Here is a 25,668-nt window from a genome sequence, read left to right as displayed (position 1 = left end):
TAGTGTGGCTCGCAGTTTCCAAGGCGTTAGGCGCCTTTACCGACGAATGAGGATGACCGAATGACCCGTTTGACTCGTGCCGACTGGGAGCAGCGTGCCAAGGATCTGAAGATCGAGACCCGTGCCTTCGTGCAGGGTAAGTATCAGGCTGCCCAGAGTGGCGAAACCTTTGAGTGCATCAGCCCGGTCGACGGCCGGGTGCTGGGCCAGGTCGCCAGTTGCGATCTGGCTGACGCCGAGCTGGCGGTCAAGTCGGCGCGTGCGGCGTTCGACTCGGGCGCCTGGTCGCGCCTAGCACCGGCCAAGCGCAAGCAGAAGATGATCCGCTTCTCCGAACTGCTGCTGGCCAATGCCGAGGAACTGGCATTGCTGGAAACCCTAGACATGGGCAAGCCGATCAGCGACTCCTTGAACATCGACATTCCTGCTGCGGCCAGTGCCATCCGTTGGAGCGCCGAGGCTATCGACAAGGTCTACGACGAAGTCGCGCCGACGCCCCACGATCAGCTCGGTCTGGTCACCCGTGAACCGGTCGGCGTAGTGGCCGCCATCGTGCCGTGGAATTTCCCGCTGACGATGGCTTCCTGGAAGCTCGGTCCGGCGTTGGCCACCGGTAACTCGGTGATCCTCAAACCGTCCGAGAAATCCCCGTTGACCGCCATTCGTGTTGCGGCTCTGGCTGTGGAAGCAGGTATTCCGGCTGGTGTGCTCAACGTGCTGCCCGGCCATGGCCACACCGTGGGCAAGGCCCTGGCGCTGCACATGGACGTCGATACCCTGGTGTTCACCGGCTCCACCAAGATCGCCAAGCAACTGATGATCTATGCCGGCGAATCGAACATGAAGCGCGTGTGGCTGGAGGCCGGCGGCAAGAGCCCGAACATCGTCTTCGCCGATGCGCCGGATCTGCAGGCCGCGGCCGAATCCGCCGCCAGCGCCATCGCCTTCAATCAGGGCGAGGTGTGTACTGCAGGCTCGCGTCTGTTGGTGGAAAACTCCATCAAGGAGCGCTTCGTGCCCATGGTGGTCGAGGCCCTGAAAGGCTGGAAGGCCGGCAACCCACTCGATCCGGATACCAATGTCGGTGCGCTGGTCGATACCCAGCAGATGAATACCGTGCTCGGTTACATCGAGGCCGGCCACAAGGACGGCGCCAAGTTGGTGATCGGCGGCAAACGCACCCTGGAAGAGAGCGGCGGCACTTATGTCGAACCGACCATCTTCGACGGCGTGACCAATGCCATGACCATCGCCCGCGAGGAAATCTTCGGGCCGGTGCTTTCGGTGATCGGTTTCGAGAGCGCCGAGCAGGCCGTGCAGATCGCCAACGACACCGTTTACGGCCTGGCCGCGGCGGTGTGGACGGCGGATCTTTCTAAGGCGCATCTGACGGCTCGTGCGTTGCGCGCTGGCAGCGTGTGGGTCAACCAGTACGACGGTGGCGACATGACCGCACCGTTCGGTGGCTTCAAGCAGTCGGGCAACGGCCGTGACAAGTCGCTGCACGCCTTCGACAAGTACACCGAACTGAAAGCCACCTGGATCAAACTCTGATCCTCCACGGGTAAGCTCGCCAGCAGGCGGGCTCGATCGACTCGGCGGCCGGGCTCCATGGAGCCCGGCCGCTGTGCTTTGTCTCTGGAGTCAGCAATGCGTTGGGGAACCTACTTCGCCGTTTGCGCGGCGGTGATCAGTATCGGCCTGGCGATGGGCACCACCATGCCGCTGGTGTCCTTGCGTCTGGAGAGCTGGGGTTATGGCTCGTTCGCCATCGGCATCATGGCGGCCACGCCGGCCATCGGCGTGCTGCTGGGCGCCTCGCTGGCCGGGCGGCTGGCTTCGAGGTGCCCCACGCCGCGGCTGATGCAGCTGTGTCTGCTGGTCGGTGCGCTGTCGGTCGCCGGGCTGGCGCTGATGCAGAGCTACGCCGTGTGGCTGCTGTTGCGCCTGCTGCTGGGCGTGACCCTGACCGTGGTGTTCATCCTCGGTGAAAGCTGGATCAACCAGTTGGCCGTGGAGAAGTGGCGTGGCCGTCTGGTCGCGCTGTATGGCACCGGTTATGCGTTGAGCCAGCTCTGCGGGCCGTTGCTGCTGAGCGTGCTCGGCACCGATACGGATCTGGGCTTCTGGTTCGGTATTACCCTGCTGATCGGCGGGTCACTGTTGCTGCTCGGCCGTACCGGCGCACCCGTGGTCGATGCCCACAGCGCTTCGGGGCGCGGTTTGCTGGTGTTCTGCCAGCGTATGCCGGCAATCGCCTGGGCGGTGGCGCTGTTCGCGGCCTTCGAGGCGATGATGCTCACCCTGCTGCCGATCTACGGTCTGCGTCAGGGCTTCACCCAGGAAGTCGCGCTGTTCATGGCCAGTGTGGTGGTGGTTGGTGATGCGGCGTTGCAGTTACCCATCGGCCTGCTCGCCGATCGCATCTCGCGGGTCACGCTGTTCCGTGGCTGCGGCGTGGTGCTGCTGTTCTCCAGCCTGGGCATTCCGCTGCTCCTGCATACACCGCTGATCTGGCCGGTGCTGGTGCTGTTCGGCGCCAGTGCTGGCGGCCTGTTCACCCTGTCGCTGATTCTGATCGGCGAGCGCTTTCGAGATGATCAATTGGTTCGAGCCAACTCCCACGTGGCTCAGCTATGGGGCATCGGCTGCCTGATCGGCCCGCTGGCGACCGGGGCGGTTAGCCAGTGGGTCAGCGGGCATGCCTTGCCGATCCTCATGGCGCTCGGCGCGGCGGGGTTCGTGTGGCTGGCCTGGCGGCCTGATGCGTTCGACGAGCGCGTCACCCTATAGCATCTTCTCCAGCCCGATAACCCGCGAGAACCAGGCGTTGAAATGCTGCCAGCGGTTGCCGGGTTCTTCGTGCAGCTCGAAGGTTTTGCCGTCGTCCTCACCGACCCAGACCATGCGTGTGCCGTCGCCGTCAGGCTGCAGGCGCACTTCGTAGCTGACCGAGGGTTTCATGCCCTGTAGGGCCAGTTCACGCAGGTAGGCCGCCAGCTTGGGGCTGTCCACCAGCACGCCCACCTCAGTGTTCCAGAGCACCGAGCGCGGGTCGACGTTGAAGGAGCCGACGAAGGATTTCTGCCGGTCGATCACCAGCGCCTTGCTGTGCAGGCTGGAATCGGAACCGCCACTGAAACTGTAAGCCGGGGGTGAGTCGGCGCCCGGTTGACGGCGCAGCTCGAACAGGCGGATGCCGTGCTCGAGCATTGCCTGCCGGTAGGGCGCGTAGCCACCGTGCACGGCGGGTACGTCGGTGGCCTCCAGGGCATTGGTCAACAAGCGGATATCCACGTCCTGGTCGGCCAGGCCGGTGAGGAACTCCAAGCCCGCCTGGGCCGGTACGAAGTAGGCCGACACCATCACCAGGTCACTTTGGGTGGCCTGCAGATGGGGGCCTAATTGGGTGGTCAGCAGCAGGTGCGGGGCCGGCTCGCCGCTGGCCAGCACCTTGCTTGGCGCATCCCACAGGGCGAAGCCGGGCGCCCAGATCAGCTCCCCCAGCCACTTCTGCAACTGTGGTTCCTGCTGATAGGCGAGCAGGCGCTTGTAGAGTGTCGGCTGCTCCACGCGGGCGGTGTCCAGGTAATCACGCAGTCCCTTGCGTGCCTTGTCCAGATCCTTTTGCGAAGGTTGCTGCCAGACGAACTGCTCGATGGGTTTGCTCAGCGAGCTGTTCCAGTACTGGTCGAAACTCTGCGACAGATCATGCGCCACGGGGCCGACGGCCAGCATGTCGATGTCGGTGAAGTTCATGTTCGGCTCGGCGTCGAAGTATTCGTCGCCCAGGTTGCGGCCACCGACGATGGCCGCGGCGCTGTCGGCCAGCCACAGTTTGTTGTGCATGCGCCGGTGCTGCTGTGACAGGTTCAGACCACGGCCGAGCAGGCGCGTGACGCCGGTCATGCGGCCAAGGTGCAGCGGGTTGAACACGCGGATCTGGATGTTCGGGTGAGCCGCCAGCAGGGCGATCTGATAATCCTTGCCGTCGCTGGTGGTGTCGTCGAGCAGAAAGCGAATCCGCACGCCACGATCCGCCGCTTGCAGCAACTCCTTGACCAAGGCCCGAGTACTCAAGCCGTCATGCACGATGTAGTACTGCAGATCGAGGCTGTGCTGCGCCGCGCGAATCAGTTCGGCGCGGGCTGCGAAGGCCTCGTTGCTCGCCGGCAACAGGCGAAACCCCGAGTGGCCCTGATGCTCGGCTGCACGTGCTTCAAGCGCTGCGCCGAACGAGGAGTCGGCTGCGGGGATGGCCTGGCTGGGCACGATGGGCACCTGATTGGCGCAGCCAGCGAGGCTCAGCAGAAGAATAAAGAGCAAGCGCAAGGGCACAGTCGCAGCCTCCATCGGCTGTCTGGGGGAGTGCTGATAGGACGCCGCTGCGCTTGAAAAGATTCAGTCTCTAGATTCTTCCAACATGGCCGCCACGGTTTCGCCGACCTTGCGCACGGCCGCCTCGATGCTCGCGGTATGCCGTGAGGCGAAGTTCATGCGCAGGCAGTTGCGGTATTTGCCGGCGGCGGAAAAGATGCTGCCCGGCGCGATCTGCACCTTGTGCACCGCCAGTTCGCGGTTCAGGCGCTGGCTGTCGAAGCCTTCCGGCATCTCCACCCAGATCATGAAACCGCCCTGGGGCTGGCTGACCCGTACCGAAGGCGGAAAGTAACGGCTTACCCAGTCGCTCATCTGATCCAGGCCACGGGCGTATTGCGCGCGCATACGGCGCAGATGCGGCTCGTAATGACCGCCTTCGATGTACTCGGCCAGCGCCAGCTGCGGCAACTGGGCGGTGGCGCCGGTGCCCATGTACTTCATGTGCAGCACCTGATCCAGGTAGCGGCCTGGCGCGATCCAGCCAACCCGAAAGCCCGGCGCCAAGGTCTTGGAGAACGAACTGCAGAGCAGTACCCGGCCGTCGTCGTCATAGGATTTGATGGTGCGCGGGCGCGGGTAGTGGAAGGCCAGCTCGCCATATACATCGTCTTCGATGATCGCCACGTCGTGGCGCTGGGCGAGTGCCAGCAGTGCGCGTTTGTTGGCCTCCGGCATGATATAGCCCAGCGGGTTGTTGCAGGTGGGGGTGAGCTGTATGGCCTTGATCGGCCACTGCTCCAGAGCCAACTCCAGCGCTTCCAGGCTGATGCCGGTGAGCGGGTCGGTCGGCAGCTCCAGGGCCTTCATTCCGAAGCCTTTGAGCGCCTGCATCACGCCATGGAAACTCGGCGAGTCGACGGCGACGATATCGCCAGGCTCGCAGATCGCGCGGATCGCTGCGGATAGCGCTTCATGACAGCCGGTGGTGATGACGATGTCTTCATGGCTCAGCTGGCAGCCTGAGTCGAGCGTCAGGCGGGCGATCTGTTCGCGCAGGCGCTGGTCACCGTGAATGCTGCCGTAGGTCAGGGTCTGCAGATCCTGCTTGCGGCTCAGGCGCGACAGCGAGCGCAGCAGTGGCTTGAGGGTCGGGCTGTCGATGTCCGGTCGGCCGCGACCCAGTTGGATGAAATCGTTGCGCGGTGCAAAGGCGATCTGCTCCAGCACCTGATCCCACTGCGACACCTCGACTGGTCGTTGGGGTGCCCGACTGATCTTCGGCAGCGCTGGTTTGGCACGGCCCTGGGGGACGAAATAGCCGGATTTCGGCTTCGGCAGGGCGAGGCCGCGATCTTCCAGGTGCCGATAAGCCTGCTGCACGGTGCTCAGGCTGACCCCGTGCTCCTGGCTGAGGGCGCGTACCGACGGCAGGCGATCGCCCGGGCGATACAGCCCCTGTTCGATCCGCTCGCCAATCAGCTCGGCCAGGTTGGTATAGAGGGTCATGGGCAGCGCCTGTATGCAGAAAGTGAATCGGAGACCGGTACAGATGGCCGCGCAACCAACCATTCAGTTGGGTTTCGCTGAGATCTGTATGGATTTAATTCCGTTTTTTTGGATCTGTCATGCACTTTCATCACTTGCCATCATGATCTCCCATGACCACCCGGTGCAGGAGAGCAAGATGAACGGATTAAGCGATGTGCGATTGACCCTCAGTAGCAGCGAACTGAATGGCTCGGCACGGCAACCTGTGGCGGCGCTGGTGCCATCACATGAGGTGCTGACCCATCGCTGGAAACTGTTCATGCGCCGCCTGGTGACCCGCCGCGCGCTGCTCGAGCTGAGCGATGCGCAACTTCGCGATATCGGTCTGACCCAGGATCAAGCCCGCAGAGAAGCTTCGCTGCCGTTCTGGAAACTCTGAGTAGGTCACGTAGCCCGGCGTTGAGCGTAGCGATACCCGGGATGGGATGCCCTGGGTATCGCTGCGCTCAACCGCAGGCTACGGACAACAATCACCACCCGCGTTTGGAGCGCTGGCGCTCAGGCCAGCTCTTTTAGTCGGTGCCAGAGCATGCCCAGCGCCAGCAGTGGCGAGCGCAGGTAGCGGCCGCCAGGAAAGGTCATGTGCGGCACTTTGGCGAACAGCTCGAAGCCGCCGCCAGCCTGCCCGGTGATGGCCTCGGCGAGCAGCTTGCCGGCCAGGTGCGTGGCGTTCACGCCGTGGCCCGCGTAGGCCTGGGCATAAAAGACGTTGGGCTGATCCTTCAGTTGACCAATCTGCGGCAGGCGGTTCGCGCCGATGCCGATCATCCCGCCCCACTGGAAGTCGATACGCACATCGTCCAGCTGCGGAAAGACGGCCAGCATCTTTGGCCGCATGTAGGCGGCAATATCCGCAGGATCACTGCCGGAGTAATGGCAGGCGCCCCCGAACAGCAGGCGGCGATCGGCGGACAGGCGGTAATAATCGACCGCCACCCGTTGATCACAGAGCGCCATGTTCTGCGGGATCAGCGCGCTGGCCTGCTCTTCGCTCAATGGCTCGGTGGCGATGATGTAGCTACCGGCCGGCAGCACCTTGCCGCCCAGGGTCGGGTTCAGGTCGCGGATATAGGCATTGCAACCCAGCACCAGTTGCCCGGCACGCACCACGCCCTGAGCCGTGTGCACACGGATTTCACTGCCGTAGTCGATGCGTGTGGCCGCCGAATGCTCGTACAGCCGCACGCCCAGGCTGTGCGCCGCAGCGGCTTCGCCGAGGGCCAGGTTGAGTGGGTGCAGGTGCCCCGAACCCATGTCGATCAGTCCGCCGACATAGCGGCCCGAACCGACCACTTCGTGCATTTGTTCCGGTTGCAGCAGACGCAGTTCGTGACGATAGCCGAGGCTTTGCAGCTCGGCGGCGTCCTCGGCGAAACCGGCGAGGTCGCGGGGCTTGTTGGCCAGGTCGCAATACCCCCAGGTCAGGTCGCAGGCGATGCCGAACTGCTCGACCCGGCGGCGCACGATCTCCACCGCTTCGAGGCCCATCAGTTTTAGTTCGCGCACGCCGCTGGCGCCGATCACCGACTCGAACTGCTCGACGTCGTGGCCGACGCCGCGAATCAACTGCCCGCCGTTACGCCCGCTGGCGCCCCAACCGATCCGATGGGCCTCCAGCAACACCACCGACAGGCCCTTCTGGGCAAGTTCGATGGCCGTGTTCAGGCCGGAGAAACCACCGCCAACGATGCACACATCGGCGCGCTGCTCGCCCTGCAACGGCGGATAATCGACCTGCAGGTTGGCGCTCGCGGCGTAGTAGGACGGGGCATGCTCGGCGCTATGAACCGGCGGGTGGGCACGGGCGGTCATGTGCGAAATCCTGAGTTTTGTGTTTGTAAAAATTGACGAAGCATAAGCGCTGACTTTGCCCTGCGCCAACCCGCGATGGCGCGCAGAGGATGCTGGCGTCGCATCCTTTGCCGCAGGCGGGCTCGCCTGTACCATGCGCGCCATCCATTTCCGAGCCGTGACCATGAGCTGCACCAGCCGTAAGATCGACCTGCTGCGCCGACAGATTCCGCGTTTCGACTGCGTGCCGGGTTGTCACGATTGCTGCGGCCCGGTGACCGCATCCTCGGAAGAAATGTCACGGCTGCCGCGCAAGACCGCCGCCGAGCAGGAGGCCGCACTGGCCGAGTACAACTGCGTCCATCTCGGGCCTCAGGGCTGCCAGGTCTACGACCAACGCCCGCTGATCTGCCGCCTGTTCGGCACTACCGCCAGCCTGCCGTGCCCCCATGGGCGTGGCCCCGAGCAGCCTATCGAGGCGAGCGTCGAGCGCCAGGTGCACCAGCTCATCGCCAGTACGCGGCAGGTGTTGGTCTAGGCATTTGGCGGGGCTCTGATGGTACCCACGCTCCCGTGTGAGAACTTTAACCGGGGGCGCTGCGTCGGACATCAAGTAGGGTGGATAACGCGAAGCTTATCCACCCATCACGGCATAAGGCTGTGCCGACGTTGGGTCAACCGGTGGAAAACGCTTCGCGGTTTTCCACCCTACGGTCTGTTGCCGTTCGCCTAGCAACTTGCCGCTGCTTATTCCGGTACCGGCAGCGCCAAACTCTCCTTCACTTCTTCCATCACGATATAGCTCTTCGACTCGCGCACATGGGGCAGCTTGAGGAGGATGTCGCCGAGCAGTTTGCGGTAGCTGGCCATTTCGTTGATGCGCGCCTTTACCAGGTAGTCGAAGTCGCCGGAGACCAGGTGGCACTCCAGTACGTGCGGCAGTTTGAGCACGGCGCGGCGGAAGTCGTCGAAGGTGTCGCCGGATTTGTAGTCCAGGCTGATCTCCACGAATACCAGCAGGCTGGCCTTGAGGTTCTGCGGATTGAGGCGGGCGTGGTAGCCCATGATGATGCCTTCGCGCTCCAGGCGGCGTACCCGCTCCGTGCAGGGTGTGGTGGACAGGCCGACCCGTTCGCCCAGCTCGGTGAAGGAGATGCGGCCGTCCTCCTGGAGGATGCGCAGGATGTTGCGATCGATCTTGTCCAGCTCGCGGCGGCTCTGGTGTTGGGTGCGCATGGTCGGCCTCCTCCATGAAAGGCAATTAAACCAAGAACTCCTTTTGAATATAGGCCTATATACAGTGAAAAGCACTGCTATTCACTTTCTATACTGTACGCATCGACTTCTCAGAACGTAATACGCCAGTGCATCGTCGCGGCGAGGAGAAAATATGCGGGTTCTGGTGCTTGGTAGTGGTGTGATCGGTACGGCCAGTGCGTATTACCTGGCCCGTCAGGGTTTCGAGGTGGTGGTCGTGGATCGCCAGAATGGCCCTGCCATGGAAACCAGCTTCGCCAACGCTGGCCAGGTGTCGCCGGGCTATGCCTCACCGTGGGCGGCGCCAGGTGTGCCGCTCAAAGCCATCAAGTGGCTGCTGCAGAAGCACGCGCCACTGGCGATCAAGATGACCGGCGATATTGACCAGTATCTGTGGATGGCGCAGATGCTGCGCAACTGCACCGCCAGCCGTTACGCGGTGAACAAGGAGCGTATGGTGCGCCTGTCCGAGTACAGCCGCGACTGCCTCGACGAGCTGCGTGCGGAAACCGGTCTTGCCTATGAAGGGCGTCAGCTGGGCACCACGCAAATCTTCCGCACCCAGGCGCAGGTGGATAACGCGGCCAAGGACATCGCCGTGCTGGAGCAGTCCGGCGTGCCCTACGAGTTGCTCGACCGGGCCGGCATCGCCAAGGTCGAGCCGGCGCTGGCCGGCGTCACCGACAAGCTCGCTGGTGCCCTGCGTCTGCCCAACGACCAGACTGGCGATTGCCAGATGTTTACCCGCAAGCTAGCCGAGATGGCAGTTGCGTTGGGTGTGCAGTTCCGTTTCGGTGAGACCATCCAGCGCCTGGATTTCGCAGGTGACCGCATCAACGGCGTGTGGATCGACGGCAAGCTGGAAACCGCCGACCGTTACGTGCTGGCGCTGGGCAGCTACAGCCCGCAACTACTCAAGCCGCTGGGCGTGCGCGCGCCGGTGTATCCGCTCAAGGGCTATTCGCTGACCGTGCCGATCACCAACCCGGACATGGCGCCGACCTCGACCATCCTCGACGAGACCTACAAGGTGGCGATCACCCGTTTCGACCAGCGCATTCGCGTTGGCGGCATGGCCGAAATCGCTGGCTTCGATCTCAGCCTCGATCCACGTCGCCGGGAAACCCTGGAGATGATCGTCGGTGACCTGTATCCGCAGGGCGGTGACCTGAGCCAGGCCGATTTCTGGACGGGCCTGCGCCCGGCAACCCCGGACGGCACGCCGATCGTTGGCGCAACACCCTATCGAAACCTGTTTCTGAACACCGGACACGGTACCCTAGGCTGGACCATGGCCTGCGGCTCCGGACGTTTCCTGGCGGACATCATCGCCAGAAAGCGCCCGCAGATCAGCAGCGAAGGCCTGGATATTTCCCGTTATGGCACAACCAAGGAGTCGAACACCCATGTCCATACAGCGCCTGCGAACTGAACCGCGCCTGAGCGAAATCGTCATTCACAATGGCACCGTCTACCTGGCCGGCCAGCTGGATGAAGACCACAGCGAAGGCATCGAGGCCCAGACCAAGGCGACCCTGGACAGCATCGACGCGTTCCTTGCCGAAGCCGGCACCGACAAGACGCGCATCCTGTCGATCACCATCTTCCTGAAGAACATCGATGATCGTGAAGGCCTGAACAAGGTCTGGGACGCTTGGGTACCGGCTGGCCAGTCTCCGGCCCGCGCCTGCGTCGAAGCCAAACTGTATTCGCCGGATGTGCTTGTGGAGATGACCGTGATTGCTGCTTTACCCTAAGGGCCGGCTCACGATCTACCGAGATGTCCCGACTGCAATAAGGCGGAAGCAGACGTAGGGTGGATGGCGCTCTTTTCATCCACCATTGCCATCGCAGAGCGGTGGACGGATGAAGCGTCGTCCACCCTACAAATGACCGCCACCGCCTTGTAGTGTGTCTTCTTCCGTTATTCGAGATAACCATGCGTCCCGCCCGTGCCCTGATCGATCTGCAAGCCCTGCGTCACAACTATCAACTGGCTCGTGAACTGTCCGGCGCGCGCGCGCTAGCGGTGGTCAAGGCTGATGCCTACGGGCACGGGGCGGTGCGCTGCGCCCAGGCGCTGCAACCTGATGCAGATGGTTTCGCCGTGGCCTGCATCGAAGAGGCCTTGCAACTGCGTGAGGCGGGGATCAGCGGGCCCATCCTGCTGCTCGAAGGGTTTTTCGAAGCGGCCGAGCTGGAGCTGATCGACAGGCACGAACTGTGGTGCGTAGTGCATGCAGCGTGGCAACTCGAAGCCATCGAGCAGGCGACGCTCAAGCGCCCGCTCAACGTCTGGCTGAAACTCGACAGCGGCATGCACCGCGTCGGCTTTCATCCTGCGGATTATCAGGCGGCCTACCGGCGCCTGCTGGCCAGCGGCAAGGTGGCGAAGATCGTGCTGATGAGCCACTTCTCCCGCGCCGACGAACTCGACAACGTCCGCAGCGACGAGCAACTGGCGGTGTTCCTCAAGGCCCGCGAAGGGCTTGCTGCCGAGGTCAGCCTGCGCAACTCGCCAGCGCTGCTCGGTTGGCCAAGCATTCCCAGCGACTGGTCGCGCCCCGGCATCATGCTCTACGGCGCCACGCCTTTTGAGCAGGCTCACGATATCGCTGCCCGGTTAAAGCCGGTCATGACGCTGGAGTCGCGGGTTATCAGCGTGCGCGACCTGCCCGCTGGCGAGCCGGTCGGCTACGGCGCGCGCTTCACCAGTGAACGCGCGACCCGCGTGGGTGTGGTCGCCATGGGCTATGCCGACGGTTACCCGCGTCACGCACCTACCGGCACACCGGTACTTATCGATGGTCAGCCTTCGCAGATCATCGGCCGTGTGTCGATGGACATGCTGACCGTCGCCCTCAGTGATCTGCCCGCTGCCGGGCTGGGCAGTCGCGTCGAGTTCTGGGGCTCCGGCGTGCTGGCCAGCGATGTCGCCATCGCCGCAGGCACCATTCCCTATCAGTTGTTCTGCAACGTGCGGCGCGTGCCGCTCATCTACAGCGAAGGCTAGGCTGTTTCAAAGTGTTCAGGCTGTTGTAAATACTGAACACTGTTGCCATGATGCGGCCAATTCCATGTCTTTCCTGAGGGCATCCAACATTGGACGTCGGTCTACGCCTGCAATCGATCCGTAAGCTCAAAGGGCTTTCCCAGCGCGAACTCGCCAAGCGGGCGGGGGTTACCAACAGCACCATCTCGATGATCGAGAAGAACAGCGTAAGCCCCTCGATCAGCTCGTTGAAGAAGGTACTGGCTGGCATTCCCATGTCGCTGGTGGAGTTTTTTTCTCCCGAAGCTGAGCAGGACAATCAGATACAGGTGGTCTACCGCGCCAGCGAGTTGACCGACATCCACAGTGGTGCGATCACCATGAAGCTGATCGGCAAGGCGCACCCCAGCCGGGCCATTTCCTTTCTCGACGAAACCTACCCGCCGCACAGCGACACCGGCCTGGAGATGTACGCCCACGAGGGCGAGGAGACTGGCATGCTGGTCGAGGGTCGCCTTGAGCTCACCGTCGGTGATGAAGTGTTCGTTCTCGAGAGCGGCGACAGCTATTACTTCGAGAGCAGCAAGCCTCATCGTTTTCGCAATCCCTTCGATCAACCGGCCCGGTTGATCAGTGCCACCACCCCGGCAAACTTTTAAAACCGTGAGCGGCAGCGTGGCAATTCACGCTGCCGTTGATCTACGTCATGGGTTCAATATCCCTGCGACAAGTTGGGTCATTTCCGCCATCTGGGCCAGTCGTTATAATTCGCAGGCTTGCGAAACCGTGGCCGCAAGCGTGACTAGCCACCCATGAGGGCATCTGTGTGAACCCAATTAGAAGCATGCTGGCGGTGCCGGCACTTGCCCTGGCGCTATGGGCCTTGAATGCCCAGGCGACTACCGACGAGGCGATAGCCGAGCGGATCAAGCCCGTCGGCCAGGTGTGTGTCTCCGGGCAGGAATGCAAAGGTATCGAGGCTGTTGCGGTTGCTACTGGCGGTGCTTCACGCAGCGCCGATGACATCATCGCCAGGCACTGCACAGCGTGCCACACGCCGGGGCTGCTCGGTGCGCCGAAGATTGGCGATACGGCCGCTTGGAAAGTCCTCGCGGACAAGCAGGGTGGTGTCGACGGCATCCTCGCCAAGGCGATTGCCGGCATCAACGCCATGCCGCCTAGGGGCACCTGTGGCGACTGTTCGGACGACGAATTGCGCGGCGCCATCGAAAAAATGTCCGGGCTGTAAACGGCGATTTGCGCACAGCTCAAAGCCGCCCCAGGGCGGCTTTGTTGTTTCAGCGTGATGACAAAATTGCAGCAAAAGGCAAGATCAGGCAGTCCAACGCACACTGCCGTGACCATTTGCCTGGAGAGCTGCATGCCCCAACAGTGTTCTATCGAGCAAGCCGTTGACCACGTTCTGGACGAAATTGACGGGCCTATCCATCTGGGTTTGCCACTCGGCCTGGGCAAACCCAATCGCTGGGTCAATGCACTCTATGCAAGGGTGCGCGACATGCCGGAGCGCGAGCTAACCATCTACACCGCGCTCTGTTTGGGACGGCCTCGGGCAGGGCAGGATTTGCAGCGACGCTTTCTCGACCCCTTCGTCGAGCGTGTATATGGCGATTACCTAGAGCTGGATTTTCTCACCGACCTGCAGGGCGACACGCTGCCGGCCAACGTGCGCGTAGAGCAGTTCTTTCTGCAGCCCGGCAGCCTGCTCGACAGCGCCTCGGCGCAGCAGGATTACACCAGCAGCAATTACAGCCACGCCGCCCGCGACATCAACGCCAAGGGCGTCAACGTGGTGGCGCAACTGGTTGCCGAAGACGCCAGCCGGCCCGGCCACTTCAGCCTGAGCTGCAACCCGGATATCACCCTCGATCTTTTGCCCCTGCTGCAGGCAAGGCGCGAGCGCGGCGAAACCATCCTCTGCCTTGCCCAGGTTCACGAGCATCTGCCGTACATGCCAGGCGATGCCGAATTGCCCCGGGAAACCTTCGATATTCAGCTGCAGGAAAGCGAAGCCAGCACGCTGTTCTCCACGCCGAACATGCCGGTGACGGTGCAGGATCACTGTATCGGCCTGCACGCCAGCAGCTTGGTGCGTGATGGCGGCACCCTGCAGATCGGTATTGGCGCGATGGGCGATGCGGTCAGCGCTGCCTTGCTGAGCCGCCACGCCGATAACCCCAGCTACCGCGCGGTGCTGGCCGATCTACAGGAAGGGCAGGCGCATCCGCTGACCGCGTTGCTTGGCGATCAGCAACCGTTCGACGTGGGGCTTTACGGCTGCAGCGAAATGTTCGTCAACGGCCTGCTGGCGCTGACCGACGCCGGCGTGATCCGTCGTGTCGTTTACCCGGATGTGCGGGTACAGCGCCTGGCCAGCGCCGGTGCGCTGGATGCCAATGGTCATCCACGCGGCGTGCAGGCCATGCTCGACGCCGGGCTGCCGGAGCGCCTGGATGAAGCGATCCTGAACTGGATGCAGGAGGGCGGGCTGCTGGATGCCAACCTCAAGCTGCAGGGCGAGAACCTGTTGTTGCCGACCGATCAGCAATGCTCCACCGAACTCTCCGACCCGCTCAGTCAAGCGGCCCTGCGCGATTACCTGACGCCGGCCAAGCATGGCGTGTGGGTGCATGGCGGCTTCTTTCTGGGCCCGCAGTCGTTCTATCAGCGTCTCGCCGATATGGATGCCGGGCAGCGCAGTCGCTTCGGCATGACCGGCATCGGCTTCATCAACGAGCTGTACGGCGAGGAGGAGCTCAAGCGCCTGCAGCGCGTCGAGGCGCGCTTTATCAACAGCGTGTTCACCGTCACCCTGCTTGGCGCGGCGGTGGCCGATCAGCTGGAAGACGGTCGCGTGCTCAGCGGCGTGGGCGGGCAGTACAACTTCGTCGCCCAGGGCCACGCGTTGCCGGATGCACGCTCGATTCTGCTGCTGCGCAGCTGGCGCGAATCCGCAGGCGAGGTGAGCTCGAACATCGTCTGGGAATATGGTCACGTGACCATCCCACGGCATTTGCGCGACGTGGTGATCACCGAATATGGCATCGCCGATCTGCGCGGCAAGACCGACGCCCAAGTAATCGAAGCCCTGCTGGGCGTCAGCGACTCACGCTTTCAGGCGCAGCTGATGGAACAAGCCATCGAGGCCGGCAAGCTGCCGAAGGATTTCCGGCTCGACCCGCGCTTCACAGACAACACACCCGAGCGCCTGCAGGCGATTGCCAATCGGCATGGGGCGTCATTCGCGGAGTATCCGCTGGGCAGCGATTTCAGCCCGGAGGAGCAGGACTTGTTGCGCGCGCTGACCTGGTTGAAGGGCAAGTTCCGGCTAAGCGAAGTGCTGGAACTGGGCAAGGCGGCGCTCGATCCACCGCCTGCCGAAGACTTTCCCGCCCATCTGCAGCGCATGGGGCTGGAACAGCCCGACGGCTTGCGCGAGGAGCTGTACCAACGGCTGCTGCTCTCAGGATTGAAAGCGACGGTTACTCGAGAAACGTAACCTTGCCGCCGGCCAGGGACTGGATGCGCGCCAGGGACTCGATGCGATAGCCCTCGGCGTCCAGCGTGGCTCGGCCGCTCTGGAACGACTTCTCGATCACCACGCCAATCCCGGCGATGCTGGCGCCGGCCTGACCGACCAGATCGATCAGCGCCTTGGCGGCGTGGCCGTTGGCCAGGAAGTCGTCGACCAGCAGCACGTGGTCATTGGCGTTCAGGTGCTTGGAGGAAATCGCCAGGGTGCTCTCGGTCTGCTTGGTGAACGAGAACACCTTGGAGATGTAGAGGTTATCGGTGAGCGTCAGCGATTGGTATTTGCGGGCGAAGATCACCGGCACACCCAGCTCCAGGCCAGCCATCACCGCCGGGGCGATACCGGAGGCCTCGATGGTGACGATCTTGGTGATGCCCTGATCTTTGAAGCGCTCGGCGAACTCGTGGCCGATCTGCTGCATCAACTGTGGGTCGATCTGGTGATTGAGAAAGGCATCGACCTTGAGCACCTGATCGGACAGGACGGTACCTTCACTGCATATCTTCTGTTTCAACGACTCCACGATCGATCCTCTGGGCTCAAGAGCAAAGCGGCGGATTTTCCCTCAAATTGCCGATCATTTGTAGCGAAACCGCATGCGCAGTGCTCCGTTCATCCATTGCAGGCATGCGTTCAGCGCTCATGCGCTTTTGGTCAGCCGCCGCAGGATATCCGTGGGGATGCCGCGGGTGTCCAGTGGCAACTTGTCCGGCGCCGGTTCCAGGCCCAGTTCGAACAGCCAGTTGAGGGCGTATTCGCGCAGTTGCTTCTGTTCATAGCCGTGCCATTGCTGGCGCAGCGCAGGGAAATAGTCGATTTCGTAATCGAAAGCGCGCAGCGGCTTGCGCCCGGTCAGAGCAGCGCTGAGCAGCGGGTGAGCGTTGAGGTCGTTGAGAGTGAACAGAAAGGACTCGCGCATGGCCACGCGCTGGGCACCGTCGAGGTTGGGCACGGCGGCGTAGCGCTCGGGGTTCAGCTGGATCTGCTGATGTTCATCGCTGCCCTGATCTTCCGGTGACAAGGTCAGCACGGTACCGGCCTCCAGGTCGAGCCAGTGCTCCAGGGTTTCGCGACCATTGATCAACTGGGTCAGGGTGTCGAGGTCGAGAGTGAGCGTGCGCATGGTTCCGGGCCTCTTGCAAAAAATAGCTGGACGATAACGGATGGCCGGCAGCAATGGCCGGCCTCTCACTCTGACTACGAAATGTTACGCAGGTGCCCGTCGAGGTAGTGGGCTCGGTGAAAACGTAGCCTGGGTTGAGCTGCGCGATACCCAGGTAAATCTAACCGTATGTCGCTGCGCTCGACCCAGGCGGCTTAGCGCTTGAGCATGGCGCGCATGCTGGCCAGGGCGTCGTTGCCGCGAGCGGCTTTGACCTCCACCGGCGCCTCTTCCATGCCTTCCCAGATAAGGTCTTCGGGTGGCAGTTCGTTGAGGAAACGGCTCGGCGAACAGTCGATTATCTCGCCATACTGCTTGCGCTTGGCGGCGAAGGTCAGGGCCAGGTTGCGCTTGGCGCGGGTGATGCCTACGTAGGCCAGGCGCCGCTCTTCCTCGATGGTGTCGGCTTCGATGCTGGAACGGTGGGGGAGAATCTCCTCCTCGAAACCGATGATGTACACCGAGGGAAATTCCAGCCCCTTGGAGGCGTGCATGGTCATCATCTGCACACCGTCGGCGCCTTCTTCCTCTTCCTGCTGACGTTCGAGCATGTCGCGCAGTACCAGCTTGCCGATGGCGTCCTCGATGGTCATGTCGCCCTCTTCGTCCTTGTCGAGGGTGTTCTTCAATGCATCGACCAGGAACCAGACGTTGCCCATGCGCGCGTCCGCGACCTTGTCGCTGGACGCGTTCTGGCGCAGCCAGTTCTCGTAGTCGATGTCCATCACCATGCTGCGGATGGCGGCGATTGGCTCGTTGACCACGCACTGTTCGCGCACGCCATCCATCCAGCGTTTGAAGCGCGCCAGGCGATCGGTGTAGCGGCTGTCCAGGTGTTCGCCGAGGCCGATTTCGTCACTGGCGGCGTACATGCTGATCTTGCGTTCGTTGGCGTAGTTGCCGAGCTTTTCCAGGGTCGTGGAGCCGATCTCCCGGCGCGGCACGTTGATGACCCGCAGGAAGGCGTTGTCGTCGTCCGGGTTGACCAGCAGGCGGAAGTAGCTCATCAGATCCTTCACCTCCTGACGGGCGAAGAAGCTGGTGCCGCCCGAGAGGCGATAGGGAATCTGGTGGTGCTGCAGCTTCAGCTCCATCAGCTTGGCCTGGTAGTTGCCGCGATAGAGGATGGCGAAATCACTGTAGGGGCGTTGGGTGCGCAAGTGCTCGGTGAGAATCTCCAGCGCCACGCGCTCGCACTCGGCGTCTTCGTTGCGGGTGCGAATCACGCGGATCTCGTCGCCCATGCCCATCTCGCTCCACAGCTGCTTCTCGAAGGCGTGAGGGTTGTTGGCGATCAGGGTGTTGGCGCACTTGAGGATGCGGCTGGTGGAACGGTAGTTCTGCTCGAGCATCACCACCTTCAACGACGGGTAATCCTCCTTGAGCAGGTTGAGGTTCTCCGGTCGTGCGCCGCGCCAGGCGTAGATTGATTGGTCGTCGTCGCCCACCACGGTGATCTGGTTGCGCATGCCCACCAGCAACTTCACCAGCAGGTACTGGCTGGAGTTGGTGTCCTGGTATTCGTCGACGAGCAGGTAGCGGATGCGGTTCTGCCACTTCTCAAGGATGTCGGTGTGCTCCTGGAACAGCTTCACCGGCAGCAGGATCAGGTCGTTGAAATCCACTGCGTTGTACGCCTTGAGCGTGCGCTGGTAATGCAGGTAGACGATGGCGGCCGTCTGCTCCTTGGGGCCGCGGGCATTGGCCAGGGCTTCGTCGGGCAGGATCAGGTCGTTCTTCCAGCTGTCGATGGTGTTTTTCACCTCATCGGCACCGTCGTCGCCTGCGTACTCCTTCTGCATGATGTCCGTCAGCAGCGCCTTGATGTCGCCGTCGTCGAAGATCGAGAAGCCGGGTTTGTAGCCCAGGCGCGCGTATTCCTTGCGGATGATGTTCATGCCCAGGTTGTGAAAGGTCGACACGGTCAGGCCGCGGGCCTCGGGGCCTTTGAGCAGGGTGCCGACACGCTCTTTCATCTCGCGAGCGGCCTTGTTGGTGAAGGTCATGGCGACGATGTGCTGGGCACGGATACCGCAATTCTGCACCAGGTGGGCGATCTTGCGGGTGATCACGCTGGTCTTGCCGGAGCCTGCGCCGGCAAGCACCAAAAGAGGGCCGCCGACGTAGTTCACGGCTTCTTGCTGCCGGGGATTGAGTCGGGACATCGAGGCTACCGCTAAGGGAAATGGCCGCGCATTTTAGCTGAAAGTCTTATGTCATTCGTGGCTTTGATGACGGAAGTTAGCCACCGCCGACGGCCGCGCTTTTACGGTGCTCGATCCCTTGCGCTTATGTGACCGGGTTTGCGGCGAGTTTCGCCGCTGGGCTTGTCGGCTCTGCGCGTTTGTCGCAGGATGTCCCGCGTTTCACATGGAAGTGCTTGATTTGACGCCGGATATGGCGCATTTAGAGGCGATTTTTTCGTCCGTACTTTCGTGCAACGGGGGAGTTTCTTGAGCGCATTCGTCGAGCCATCGCGCCTGATCCTGCTGGCTGAAACGCCGCAGTGGAGCGAGTTGCTGCACGAGCGCCTGGTGGCTCTGGGCGCCACAGCCACGTTAATATGTGCCGCCAATTGGCCTGCCGCCGTAGCGTTACTCGAGCAGAGCCATGACGTGGTATTGCTGACCACTGCGGCTCATCTGCCTGCCCCGCAGCAATGTCGCGCCCCCATTATCCTGTTACTGGAAAGCGAGCCCGAACACGCGCCGACTCAGGTGTGTGATTGGCTGGTGCGCGATCAACTGAGCGATGACGTTGTGCGTCGCTGCCTACGCTATGTGCGCGAGCAGGGTCGCTTGCAGGCCACCCTGCAGCACCTGACCGAGCTGGACGCGCTAACCGGGATCGCCAACCGCCAGGGTTTCCATACCCTGCTGGCAACTCGCCTCGCTGATCACCGTCGTCGCGGCTTGGCGCTGGTGCATCTGGATATGGACAACTTCCACCAGGCCAACGACACCCTTGGGCACCGTGCTGGTGATCATCTGATCTTGCAGGTGGTCGCGCGCCTCAAGGGGCACCTCGGGCGTGGCGATCAACTGGCACGGCTCGGTGGTGACGAATTCGCTCTGCTGCTCGATACCCGGGACGATCCCGCGCGTGCTAAACGCTGGGTGCAGCGGGTAGCCGACGCCTTGGGTGAGCCTTATTGGCTTGAGGGAGAAAGCCTGCTGCTGGGGTGTAGTCTCGGCGTGGTTCACGCCAAACCGGAGAGCAATGCCGATACCCTGATGTGGCATGCCCATGTTGCCATGCAACAGGCCAAGAGCCGCCAGGGCTGTACCTTTCACCTATATGACGAGCGCCTGGATCGCGACATGCGCAGCAAGGCCGATCTGCAGCGTGAGTTGCGTCGGGCGCTACGTCGTGAGGAGTTGCAGCTGCACTATCAGCCTAGGCTTTGCTTGCATACGGGCGAAATCGTCGGCCTGGAAGCGCTGGTGCGTTGGAAGCATGAGCAGCACGGTTTGTTGATGCCTGGCGAGTTCGTCCCGCAGGCCGAGGAGTGTGGGCTGATCGTGCCGCTCGGTTATTGGGTGATCGACCGTGCGCTGCGCGACATGCAATGGTTGAACGGGCGCGGCCACCCGGCGCTGCACATGGCCGTCAACCTGTCGTTTCGCCAGTTTCAGGACAGCCAGTTGCTGCCGACCCTGGAGCGTCTGATCGAGGGCTGTGGCATCGACAGTAGTTGGCTGGAGTTCGAACTTACCGAAACCGCCGTGATGCGCCGTAGCGAATACGTGCAGCAGACCATGCGGCGCCTTGGCCATCTCGGTGTGCGCTTTTCCCTGGACGATTTCGGTACCGGCTTCTCGTCGTTCGAACACCTGAGCAATCTGCCCATCGCCCTGCTGAAGATCGACCGTAGTTTCGTCACCGGCATGGAGTTGCGCCCGCAGAGCCAGCAACTGGTGCAGGCGATGATCAACCTGGCTCACAACCTGGATCTGCAGGTGGTGGCCGAAGGCGTGGAGAATGCCGAGCAGCTGCAACTGCTGCGTGAGTTCGGCTGCGATCAGGTGCAGGGTTATCTGGTTAGCAAGGCGATGCCGTTGGCCGAGCTGGCGCGCTTTCTGTCGGCGGGCGTGCACCAGTCGCTACGCTGCGGTCGACCCTAGCCGCTGCAATCCGGATTCGCAGGCAGCCGCTTATGACAGGTAGGCCTGCATGGCTTTCGGCCTTTGTAGGCGCGCAGTCTTCCAGCGAAAGCCCAGCACCAGGCCGCTGGCCGTCACCGCCAGGCCCGCAGCCAAGCCCCACCACACGCCGTGGGCGCCCCAGCCGGCCGGGAAGGCCAGCAGCCAGGCCAGCGGCGCGCCAATGCACCAGTAGCCGGTCAGGCCGATCACCAGGGTCAGACGGCCGTCGTTAAGACCACGTATCGCGCCCATGGCGATGCTCTGCAGGCCGTCGAACAGCTCGAACCAGGCGGCGATCGCCAGCAGGCTCACCGCCAGGGTGACGATATCGGCGAACGCCGGATCGTGGCGGTCGAGGAAAAGGCCGATGATCCACTCCGGCAGTAGCCAGAACGCCAGGGCGAACAGCAGCATTAGCGCAGCGCCCATACCCATGCCCAGGTGGCCGGCCAGGCGCGACATGTGCAGGCGGTCGGCGCCGTAATGCATGCCGACCCGAAAGGTCACCGCATAAGAAAGACCATGGGGCACGATAAAGGCCAGGGCGACCGACTGCATGGCGATCTGGTGCGCCGCCAACTGCACGCTGCCCAGGGCGCCCATGCACAGGGTGGCGAAGGTGAACAGGCCTTGCTCCGCGGCATAGGTGCCGCCAATCGGCAGGCCGAGGTGAAGTAGGGCGCGGATCTCGGCGCGCTGCGGGCGACCCAGGCCGCCGCGCAGCTTGTAACGCTGGTAGTTCGGCGACATCAGAATGTACAGCCCCAGGGCCAGCGCCATGGCGCTGCTGACCAGCGCGGTGGTCAGACCGATACCGCTCAGGCCCAGGTCTACGCCCAACCAGCCTTTGATCAACGCATAGTTAATGACAAAGTTGGCAAGGGTGCCGACGATGCTGATGGTCATCACCGGGCCGGGACGGCCGATGGCGCTGGTGAAGCCGCGCAGGGCCATAAAGCACAGGTAAGCGGGCAGGCCCAACGACAGCGGGCGCAGGAAATTCATGGCCTGACTGGCGGCGTCGGGATCCTGACCCAGGTGCGGCAGCAGCGGGCCAAGGCCATTGAGGCACAGCGCGCTGATGACGCCCAGCAGCAGGGCCAGCCACAGGCCGTTGCGCAGCAGGCGGGTGACGCCCTCAGGGTCGCCAGCGCCGTGGCGAATGGCGATCATGCTGCCCACGGCGGCGATCACCCCCGTGCAGAAGATCGAGAAAATGAAGTAGCAGGTCGCGCCCAGCGCGCCGCCGGCCAACTGCCCGGGGCCGAGCATGGCCATCATCAATGTGTCGGTGAAGATCATCAGCGCATGGGCCAGCTGCGCGGAGATCAGCGGGCCTGCCAGGCGCAGCAGCGCACGCAGCTCGTGACCAAGGGGGTTTTTCATGATGAGTAAAACTTCGGTAGGGTAAGCATCCCCAGACTGTCGGGAGATGATCAATGACGGCTATTCTCCGGTTTGTAGCCAGTGCCCACAAAAGGAAAATAGCGATGCCAAGCATGATTAAAACTCATGGTTCAATGCAGTGACGCGGCGCCTGCCACCTCTCTATGCCCTGCGCGCCTTCGAGGCCGCGGCGCGGCATTGCTCTTTCACCCGTGCCGCTGATGAGCTGGCGATCACCCAGAGCGCGGTGAGCCGGCACATTCGCAGCCTGGAGGATTACTTCGCCTGCCGGCTGTTCGAGCGCCGCGGCCGGGCGGTGCACCTGACCGAGCCGGCGAGTCTGCTGTTGCCGGGTGTACACGAAGGTTTCGAGTCCCTGGAGCGGGCCTGCGCGACCCTGCTCGTGGAGGATGGCACCTTGCGTCTCAAGGCGCCTTCGACCCTGACCATGCGCTGGCTGCTGGCGCGCCTGTCGCTGTTTCGCGCCCGGCATGTAGGCTTCGAGGTGCAACTCACCAGCGCATGGATGGATCTCGATCGTGTGGATTTTCTCCATGAGCCTTTTGACTGCGCCGTGTTACTCAGTGCAGGCACCTTCAGCAACGAATGGCATAGCGTGCGACTGTTCGAAGAATGGTTGATCCCGGTCTACGCGCCCAGCGCCTCTGGCGAAAAGCCGTGGGACGTCAGCCGCCTGCAGCAGGCCGAGCTGGTACACCCGACGCCCGATCGGCGTGACTGGCGCCGCTGGCTGCAGGCCATGGGCCTGACCGACCAGGTGTCGCTCAAGGGCGGCCAGGTGTTCGACACCCTGGAGTTGGGCATCGTCGCTGCCGCCCGTGGCTACGGCGTGTCGATCGGCGATCTGGCCATGGTCGCCGAGGACGTGCTGCTGGGCCGCCTGGCGCTGCCCTGGCCGACCGCCGTGTCCAGCGGCGAAAGCTATTATCTGGTGTGGCCCAAAGCCCGCCGCGGTCAGGAGCGTTTCGAGCGGCTGGCCGAGTTCCTGCTCGCCGAAGTGGCGGCCATGCAATTGCCCGAGGTCGAGTTGCGCCGCTAAGGGTCTGTTGCCGTTTCAACGCGAGCCGCGTTGCCGCGTTAAATCTCGCCAGGCGAGGCGGAGGACGTAGGGAATGGCGTTCCCTTTTCAAGTCCTTCAACGACGCATGGCGAGATTTAACGCGCAACCCGCAGGGCCGGGCCCGTTTTGCCGTGATGCAGCGTTTCTCGCCGGCTCATTTAGCTCACTAAACTTCGCGGCTCGTACCTTGCCTCGCGGCAAAACGGGTTCCGGCGCGGCCGTGCGTGAAACGGCAACAGAGCCTAGTAAACGCTGAAAACTTTCATCGACGAGACGTTTTTATTACTCCACGTAAAAAATGGGGTGATAGCGTCATGATGGCCATTGACGCACTAAAACTCTCAAGTATTCTCCGCGCTCGCCGACGTACAGGCTGATCACAATTTATTCAATTACTCCATACAGGGACGATGGAGCTCGGAGATATTCATGAACCAACCTCGTTCCCGTATCGCCTGGCAACTGGCGACGGCCCTTGCCGCCATGCTGGTGCTACTGATCAGCGTCAGCACGCTGTTCGCCCTGCGCTCGCTGAGCAGCGCCAACCTCGTTACCCGTGAAGAACACCTGGGCAGCGAAGCGCGTCTGCTGGCTGACCAACTGAGCACCTTTCACGACAGCCTGCGCGAGAGCACACAGCGGCTGGCCGGGTTGTTCGAGCGGCGCTTCAGCAGCGGGTTGAACGTCAGCCCGGACGAGCGGGTTGCGGTCGGTTCACTGCAGGCTCCAGCGTTGTACCTGGGCAGCACGTTGTTGAATAACAACTTCACGGAAGTCGACGAGTTCCGCCAGCTCACCGCGGGTGTGGCGACCATCTTCGTGCGCGACGGCGATGATTTCGTCCGTGTGACCACCTCGCTGACCAAGCAGGACGGCGGCCGTGCCATCGGCACCGTGCTTGACCGCAATCATCCAGCCTACGCACGGCTGCTGGCCGGCAACAACTATGTTGGCCGGGCGCTGCTGTTCGAGCGCTTCTACATGACCCAGTACACCCCGGTGCGTGACAGCGCGGGTCGAGTGATCGCCGTGCTGTTCGTCGGTTTCGATTACACCGATGCGCAGAACGCCCAGTTCGCCAACCTGCAGCGCTTCCGTATTGGCAGCACCGGCTCCCTGGCGCTGCTCGACGATCAGAGCAAGTGGCTGGTTCCCCCTTATGCCGCACAGCGCCCCGAGCAACTGACCGCCAACATGGCCAGCGTGCTGGGCAAACCGGGCAAAGGTGGTTTCTGGAGCGATGGCGAGCAGCAGTTCTACAGCGTCGCCGTGCCGTTTCCCGGTGGCCCGTGGACGGTCGTGGCGAGCATGCCGGAAGAGGAAATCCAGGCGGTGACCTGGCGCGTCGGCAGCCAATTGGCGATCGGCAGCCTGGTGACCCTGGTACTCGCCGTGCTCGCGGTGATCTGGCTGTTGCGTCGCAAGCTGCGCCCGCTTGGCGATCTGGTGCGTCAGGCTCAGGCGCTGGGCGCCGGCGACCTGAGCGTGCGTCTGCAAGTCAGCAGCCATGACGAGATCGGTGAGCTGTCGCGCAGCTTCAACCAGATGAGCGAAGCGCTGTCGACCATGGTCGCCCGCATCCGTAGCTCCGCCGGCAATGTCAGCCAGCGCGCCGAGGCGCTGTCCGGTCTGTCGCGCGGTGCCTATGAAGGGATCGAACAGCAGTCCGGTGAGATCAGCAGCATGGCCGGTGCAGTGGAAGAGTTCAGCGCCACCTCGCTGAACATCGCCGACAACATGCGCAGCACCGAACGCATGGCCAGCGAGAACGCCAGCCAGACCCGTATCGGGCGTACCTCCATGGATGAGGCGTCCAACGCCTTGGAGCAGATTTCTACCTCGCTGAACAGCGCCGCCAAGGTCATCGACAGCCTGGGTCAGCGTTCCCAGGAGATCGGCGGCATCCTCAGCGTCATCACCTCGATCGCTGACCAGACCAACCTGCTGGCGCTCAACGCGGCCATCGAGGCCGCCCGAGCCGGTGAGCAGGGCCGTGGTTTCGCCGTGGTCGCCGACGAAGTGCGCAGCCTGGCGGGTCGTACCCGTGAAGCGACCACCGAAATCTCCAGCATGATCGGTAGCATCCAGGGCGAAACCAGCAGCGCCATCAGCAGCATGGAGCAGGGCCGCCAATTGATGCAGAACGGCTTACAGCTGAACGCCAAGGTCGCCGCGGCGTTGACCCATATCGCCGAGCAGACCAACGCCGCCGGCGAGCAGTTCGCCGCCATCACCACCGCCACCAGCGAGCAGAGCAGCACCGCTACGGTGCTCAGCAGCAACCTGCAGAGCATCGCCCAGGCCAACGGCGAGCAGCGTGAAGTGATTGCCAACCTGGCCCACACTTCCAAGGAACTGGAGACCCTGGCCGCCGATCTGCACCGCGAAGTCGAGCGCTTCCGCTAAGCGCTCGCTACGGCACGCGCAACTGTC

The 25,668-nt window shown here is 62.9% G+C and carries 21 protein-coding genes and 1 pseudogene; 14 read left to right on the top strand and 8 right to left on the bottom strand.

Annotated elements, in window-relative coordinates:
• The first annotated feature begins 60 nt into the window (after positions 1-60).
• Complete coding sequence (locus tag ACZ3GY_RS22950) at positions 61-1,554, top strand: aldehyde dehydrogenase (protein WP_225838264.1); 1,494 nt, start codon at positions 61-63, stop codon at positions 1,552-1,554.
• A 96-nt stretch (positions 1,555-1,650) separates the two neighbouring features.
• A complete protein-coding gene (locus tag ACZ3GY_RS22945) occupies positions 1,651-2,793 on the top strand; it encodes an MFS transporter (protein ID WP_465912101.1) in 1,143 nt (380 codons plus the stop codon).
• Here ACZ3GY_RS22945 and ACZ3GY_RS22940 read toward each other — a convergent pair.
• Entirely contained in the window at positions 2,788-4,353 is a 1,566-nt protein-coding gene (locus ACZ3GY_RS22940) for a phospholipase D family protein (RefSeq protein WP_465912100.1), read from the bottom strand. The genes ACZ3GY_RS22945 and ACZ3GY_RS22940 overlap by 6 nt on opposite strands.
• Before the next feature lie 48 nt (positions 4,354-4,401).
• A complete protein-coding gene (locus ACZ3GY_RS22935; protein ID WP_225838269.1) occupies positions 4,402-5,826 on the bottom strand; it encodes an aminotransferase-like domain-containing protein in 1,425 nt (474 codons plus the stop codon).
• Between the two features lie 178 nt (positions 5,827-6,004).
• Between ACZ3GY_RS22935 and ACZ3GY_RS22930 the strand changes: the two genes are divergently transcribed.
• Positions 6,005-6,247, top strand: a complete 243-nt coding sequence (locus ACZ3GY_RS22930) for a DUF1127 domain-containing protein (protein ID WP_463565939.1) — start codon at positions 6,005-6,007, stop codon at positions 6,245-6,247.
• Positions 6,248-6,366: 119 nt separating this feature from the next.
• Here the strand turns inward: ACZ3GY_RS22930 and ACZ3GY_RS22925 are convergent, their stop codons facing one another.
• On the bottom strand, positions 6,367-7,680 hold the full coding sequence (locus ACZ3GY_RS22925; RefSeq protein ID WP_463562337.1) for an NAD(P)/FAD-dependent oxidoreductase: 1,314 nt from the start codon (positions 7,678-7,680) through the stop codon (positions 6,367-6,369).
• 163 nt (positions 7,681-7,843) lie between these two features.
• On the opposite strand from ACZ3GY_RS22925, the gene ACZ3GY_RS22920 reads away from it, so the two are divergent.
• On the top strand, positions 7,844-8,197 hold the full coding sequence (locus ACZ3GY_RS22920) for a YkgJ family cysteine cluster protein (RefSeq protein ID WP_463562336.1): 354 nt from the start codon (positions 7,844-7,846) through the stop codon (positions 8,195-8,197).
• 209 nt (positions 8,198-8,406) lie between these two features.
• Here ACZ3GY_RS22920 and ACZ3GY_RS22915 read toward each other — a convergent pair whose 3' ends face one another.
• Positions 8,407-8,895, bottom strand: coding sequence for an Lrp/AsnC ligand binding domain-containing protein (locus ACZ3GY_RS22915; RefSeq protein WP_070882667.1), 489 nt, complete (start codon positions 8,893-8,895; stop codon positions 8,407-8,409).
• A gap of 154 nt (positions 8,896-9,049) precedes the next feature.
• Between ACZ3GY_RS22915 and dadA the strand changes: the two genes are divergently transcribed.
• From dadA to ACZ3GY_RS22885, 6 genes are all read left to right on the top strand, one after another.
• Complete coding sequence (gene dadA / locus ACZ3GY_RS22910; RefSeq protein ID WP_225838276.1) at positions 9,050-10,348, top strand: D-amino acid dehydrogenase; 1,299 nt, start codon at positions 9,050-9,052, stop codon at positions 10,346-10,348.
• A complete protein-coding gene (locus ACZ3GY_RS22905) occupies positions 10,323-10,673 on the top strand; it encodes a RidA family protein (RefSeq protein WP_042553259.1) in 351 nt (116 codons plus the stop codon). Before dadA ends, ACZ3GY_RS22905 begins: the two co-directional genes overlap by 26 nt.
• Positions 10,674-10,855: 182 nt before the next feature.
• Positions 10,856-11,929, top strand: coding sequence for an alanine racemase (gene alr, locus ACZ3GY_RS22900; RefSeq protein ID WP_465912099.1), 1,074 nt, complete (start codon positions 10,856-10,858; stop codon positions 11,927-11,929).
• A gap of 89 nt (positions 11,930-12,018) precedes the next feature.
• Complete coding sequence (locus ACZ3GY_RS22895) at positions 12,019-12,567, top strand: cupin domain-containing protein (protein WP_225838279.1); 549 nt, start codon at positions 12,019-12,021, stop codon at positions 12,565-12,567.
• Positions 12,568-12,734: 167 nt separating this feature from the next.
• On the top strand, positions 12,735-13,157 hold the full coding sequence (locus ACZ3GY_RS22890) for a c-type cytochrome (protein WP_465912098.1): 423 nt from the start codon (positions 12,735-12,737) through the stop codon (positions 13,155-13,157).
• A 132-nt stretch (positions 13,158-13,289) separates the two neighbouring features.
• Positions 13,290-15,428: an acetyl-CoA hydrolase/transferase C-terminal domain-containing protein gene (locus ACZ3GY_RS22885; protein WP_465912097.1), complete on the top strand. Its 2,139-nt coding sequence runs from the start codon at positions 13,290-13,292 to the stop codon at positions 15,426-15,428.
• Here the strand turns inward: ACZ3GY_RS22885 and ACZ3GY_RS22880 are convergent.
• From ACZ3GY_RS22880 to rep, 3 genes are all read right to left on the bottom strand, one after another.
• Positions 15,412-15,984, bottom strand: coding sequence for a xanthine phosphoribosyltransferase (locus tag ACZ3GY_RS22880; RefSeq protein ID WP_463562332.1), 573 nt, complete (start codon positions 15,982-15,984; stop codon positions 15,412-15,414). The genes ACZ3GY_RS22885 and ACZ3GY_RS22880 overlap by 17 nt on opposite strands.
• 117 nt (positions 15,985-16,101) lie before the next feature.
• A complete protein-coding gene (locus tag ACZ3GY_RS22875) occupies positions 16,102-16,584 on the bottom strand; it encodes a UPF0158 family protein (protein ID WP_465912096.1) in 483 nt (160 codons plus the stop codon).
• Between the two features lie 194 nt (positions 16,585-16,778).
• Complete coding sequence (rep, locus tag ACZ3GY_RS22870; RefSeq protein WP_463562330.1) at positions 16,779-18,788, bottom strand: DNA helicase Rep; 2,010 nt, start codon at positions 18,786-18,788, stop codon at positions 16,779-16,781.
• A 288-nt stretch (positions 18,789-19,076) separates the two neighbouring features.
• On the opposite strand from rep, the gene ACZ3GY_RS22865 reads away from it, so the two are divergent.
• Positions 19,077-20,747, top strand: coding sequence for a putative bifunctional diguanylate cyclase/phosphodiesterase (locus ACZ3GY_RS22865; RefSeq protein ID WP_465912095.1), 1,671 nt, complete (start codon positions 19,077-19,079; stop codon positions 20,745-20,747).
• Between the two features lie 30 nt (positions 20,748-20,777).
• Here the strand turns inward: ACZ3GY_RS22865 and ACZ3GY_RS22860 are convergent, their stop codons facing one another.
• On the bottom strand, positions 20,778-22,154 hold the full coding sequence (locus tag ACZ3GY_RS22860; protein ID WP_465912094.1) for a NorM family multidrug efflux MATE transporter: 1,377 nt from the start codon (positions 22,152-22,154) through the stop codon (positions 20,778-20,780).
• Between the two features lie 139 nt (positions 22,155-22,293).
• Here ACZ3GY_RS22860 and ACZ3GY_RS22855 point away from each other — a divergent pair, with 139 nt between their 5' ends.
• The 3 genes and pseudogenes from ACZ3GY_RS22855 (at position 22,294) to ACZ3GY_RS22845 (ending at position 25,641) form a co-directional block, all read left to right on the top strand.
• A complete protein-coding gene (locus ACZ3GY_RS22855) occupies positions 22,294-23,214 on the top strand; it encodes a LysR substrate-binding domain-containing protein (RefSeq protein ID WP_465912093.1) in 921 nt (306 codons plus the stop codon).
• A 450-nt stretch (positions 23,215-23,664) separates the two neighbouring features.
• Positions 23,665-24,786 (top strand): annotated as a pseudogene (locus ACZ3GY_RS22850) (Cache 3/Cache 2 fusion domain-containing protein); the annotation flags it as partial.
• Positions 24,781-25,641: a methyl-accepting chemotaxis protein gene (locus ACZ3GY_RS22845; protein ID WP_465912133.1), complete on the top strand. Its 861-nt coding sequence runs from the start codon at positions 24,781-24,783 to the stop codon at positions 25,639-25,641. The pseudogene ACZ3GY_RS22850 and the gene ACZ3GY_RS22845, both read left to right, overlap by 6 nt.
• The last annotated feature ends 27 nt before the right edge of the window (positions 25,642-25,668 follow it).

This window comes from Pseudomonas sp. PME37.24/006 (genome assembly GCF_055556635.1).
The sequence above is the reverse complement of the archived record's forward strand: the minus strand, read 5'-3'. Positions and strand labels throughout refer to the sequence as shown.

Coding starts and splice junctions, on each gene's coding strand:
- ACZ3GY_RS22950 (WP_225838264.1), top strand. CDS start 61: ATGACCCGTTTGACTCGTGCCGACTGGGAGCAGCGTGCCAAGGATCTG.
- ACZ3GY_RS22945 (WP_465912101.1), top strand. CDS start 1,651: ATGCGTTGGGGAACCTACTTCGCCGTTTGCGCGGCGGTGATCAGTATC.
- ACZ3GY_RS22940 (WP_465912100.1), bottom strand. CDS start 4,353: ATGGAGGCTGCGACTGTGCCCTTGCGCTTGCTCTTTATTCTTCTGCTG.
- ACZ3GY_RS22935 (WP_225838269.1), bottom strand. CDS start 5,826: ATGACCCTCTATACCAACCTGGCCGAGCTGATTGGCGAGCGGATCGAA.
- ACZ3GY_RS22930 (WP_463565939.1), top strand. CDS start 6,005: ATGAACGGATTAAGCGATGTGCGATTGACCCTCAGTAGCAGCGAACTG.
- ACZ3GY_RS22925 (WP_463562337.1), bottom strand. CDS start 7,680: ATGACCGCCCGTGCCCACCCGCCGGTTCATAGCGCCGAGCATGCCCCG.
- ACZ3GY_RS22920 (WP_463562336.1), top strand. CDS start 7,844: ATGAGCTGCACCAGCCGTAAGATCGACCTGCTGCGCCGACAGATTCCG.
- ACZ3GY_RS22915 (WP_070882667.1), bottom strand. CDS start 8,895: ATGCGCACCCAACACCAGAGCCGCCGCGAGCTGGACAAGATCGATCGC.
- dadA (WP_225838276.1), top strand. CDS start 9,050: ATGCGGGTTCTGGTGCTTGGTAGTGGTGTGATCGGTACGGCCAGTGCG.
- ACZ3GY_RS22905 (WP_042553259.1), top strand. CDS start 10,323: ATGTCCATACAGCGCCTGCGAACTGAACCGCGCCTGAGCGAAATCGTC.
- alr (WP_465912099.1), top strand. CDS start 10,856: ATGCGTCCCGCCCGTGCCCTGATCGATCTGCAAGCCCTGCGTCACAAC.
- ACZ3GY_RS22885 (WP_465912097.1), top strand. CDS start 13,290: ATGCCCCAACAGTGTTCTATCGAGCAAGCCGTTGACCACGTTCTGGAC.
- ACZ3GY_RS22875 (WP_465912096.1), bottom strand. CDS start 16,584: ATGCGCACGCTCACTCTCGACCTCGACACCCTGACCCAGTTGATCAAT.
- rep (WP_463562330.1), bottom strand. CDS start 18,788: ATGTCCCGACTCAATCCCCGGCAGCAAGAAGCCGTGAACTACGTCGGC.
- ACZ3GY_RS22860 (WP_465912094.1), bottom strand. CDS start 22,154: ATGAAAAACCCCCTTGGTCACGAGCTGCGTGCGCTGCTGCGCCTGGCA.
- ACZ3GY_RS22845 (WP_465912133.1), top strand. CDS start 24,781: ATGAGCGAAGCGCTGTCGACCATGGTCGCCCGCATCCGTAGCTCCGCC.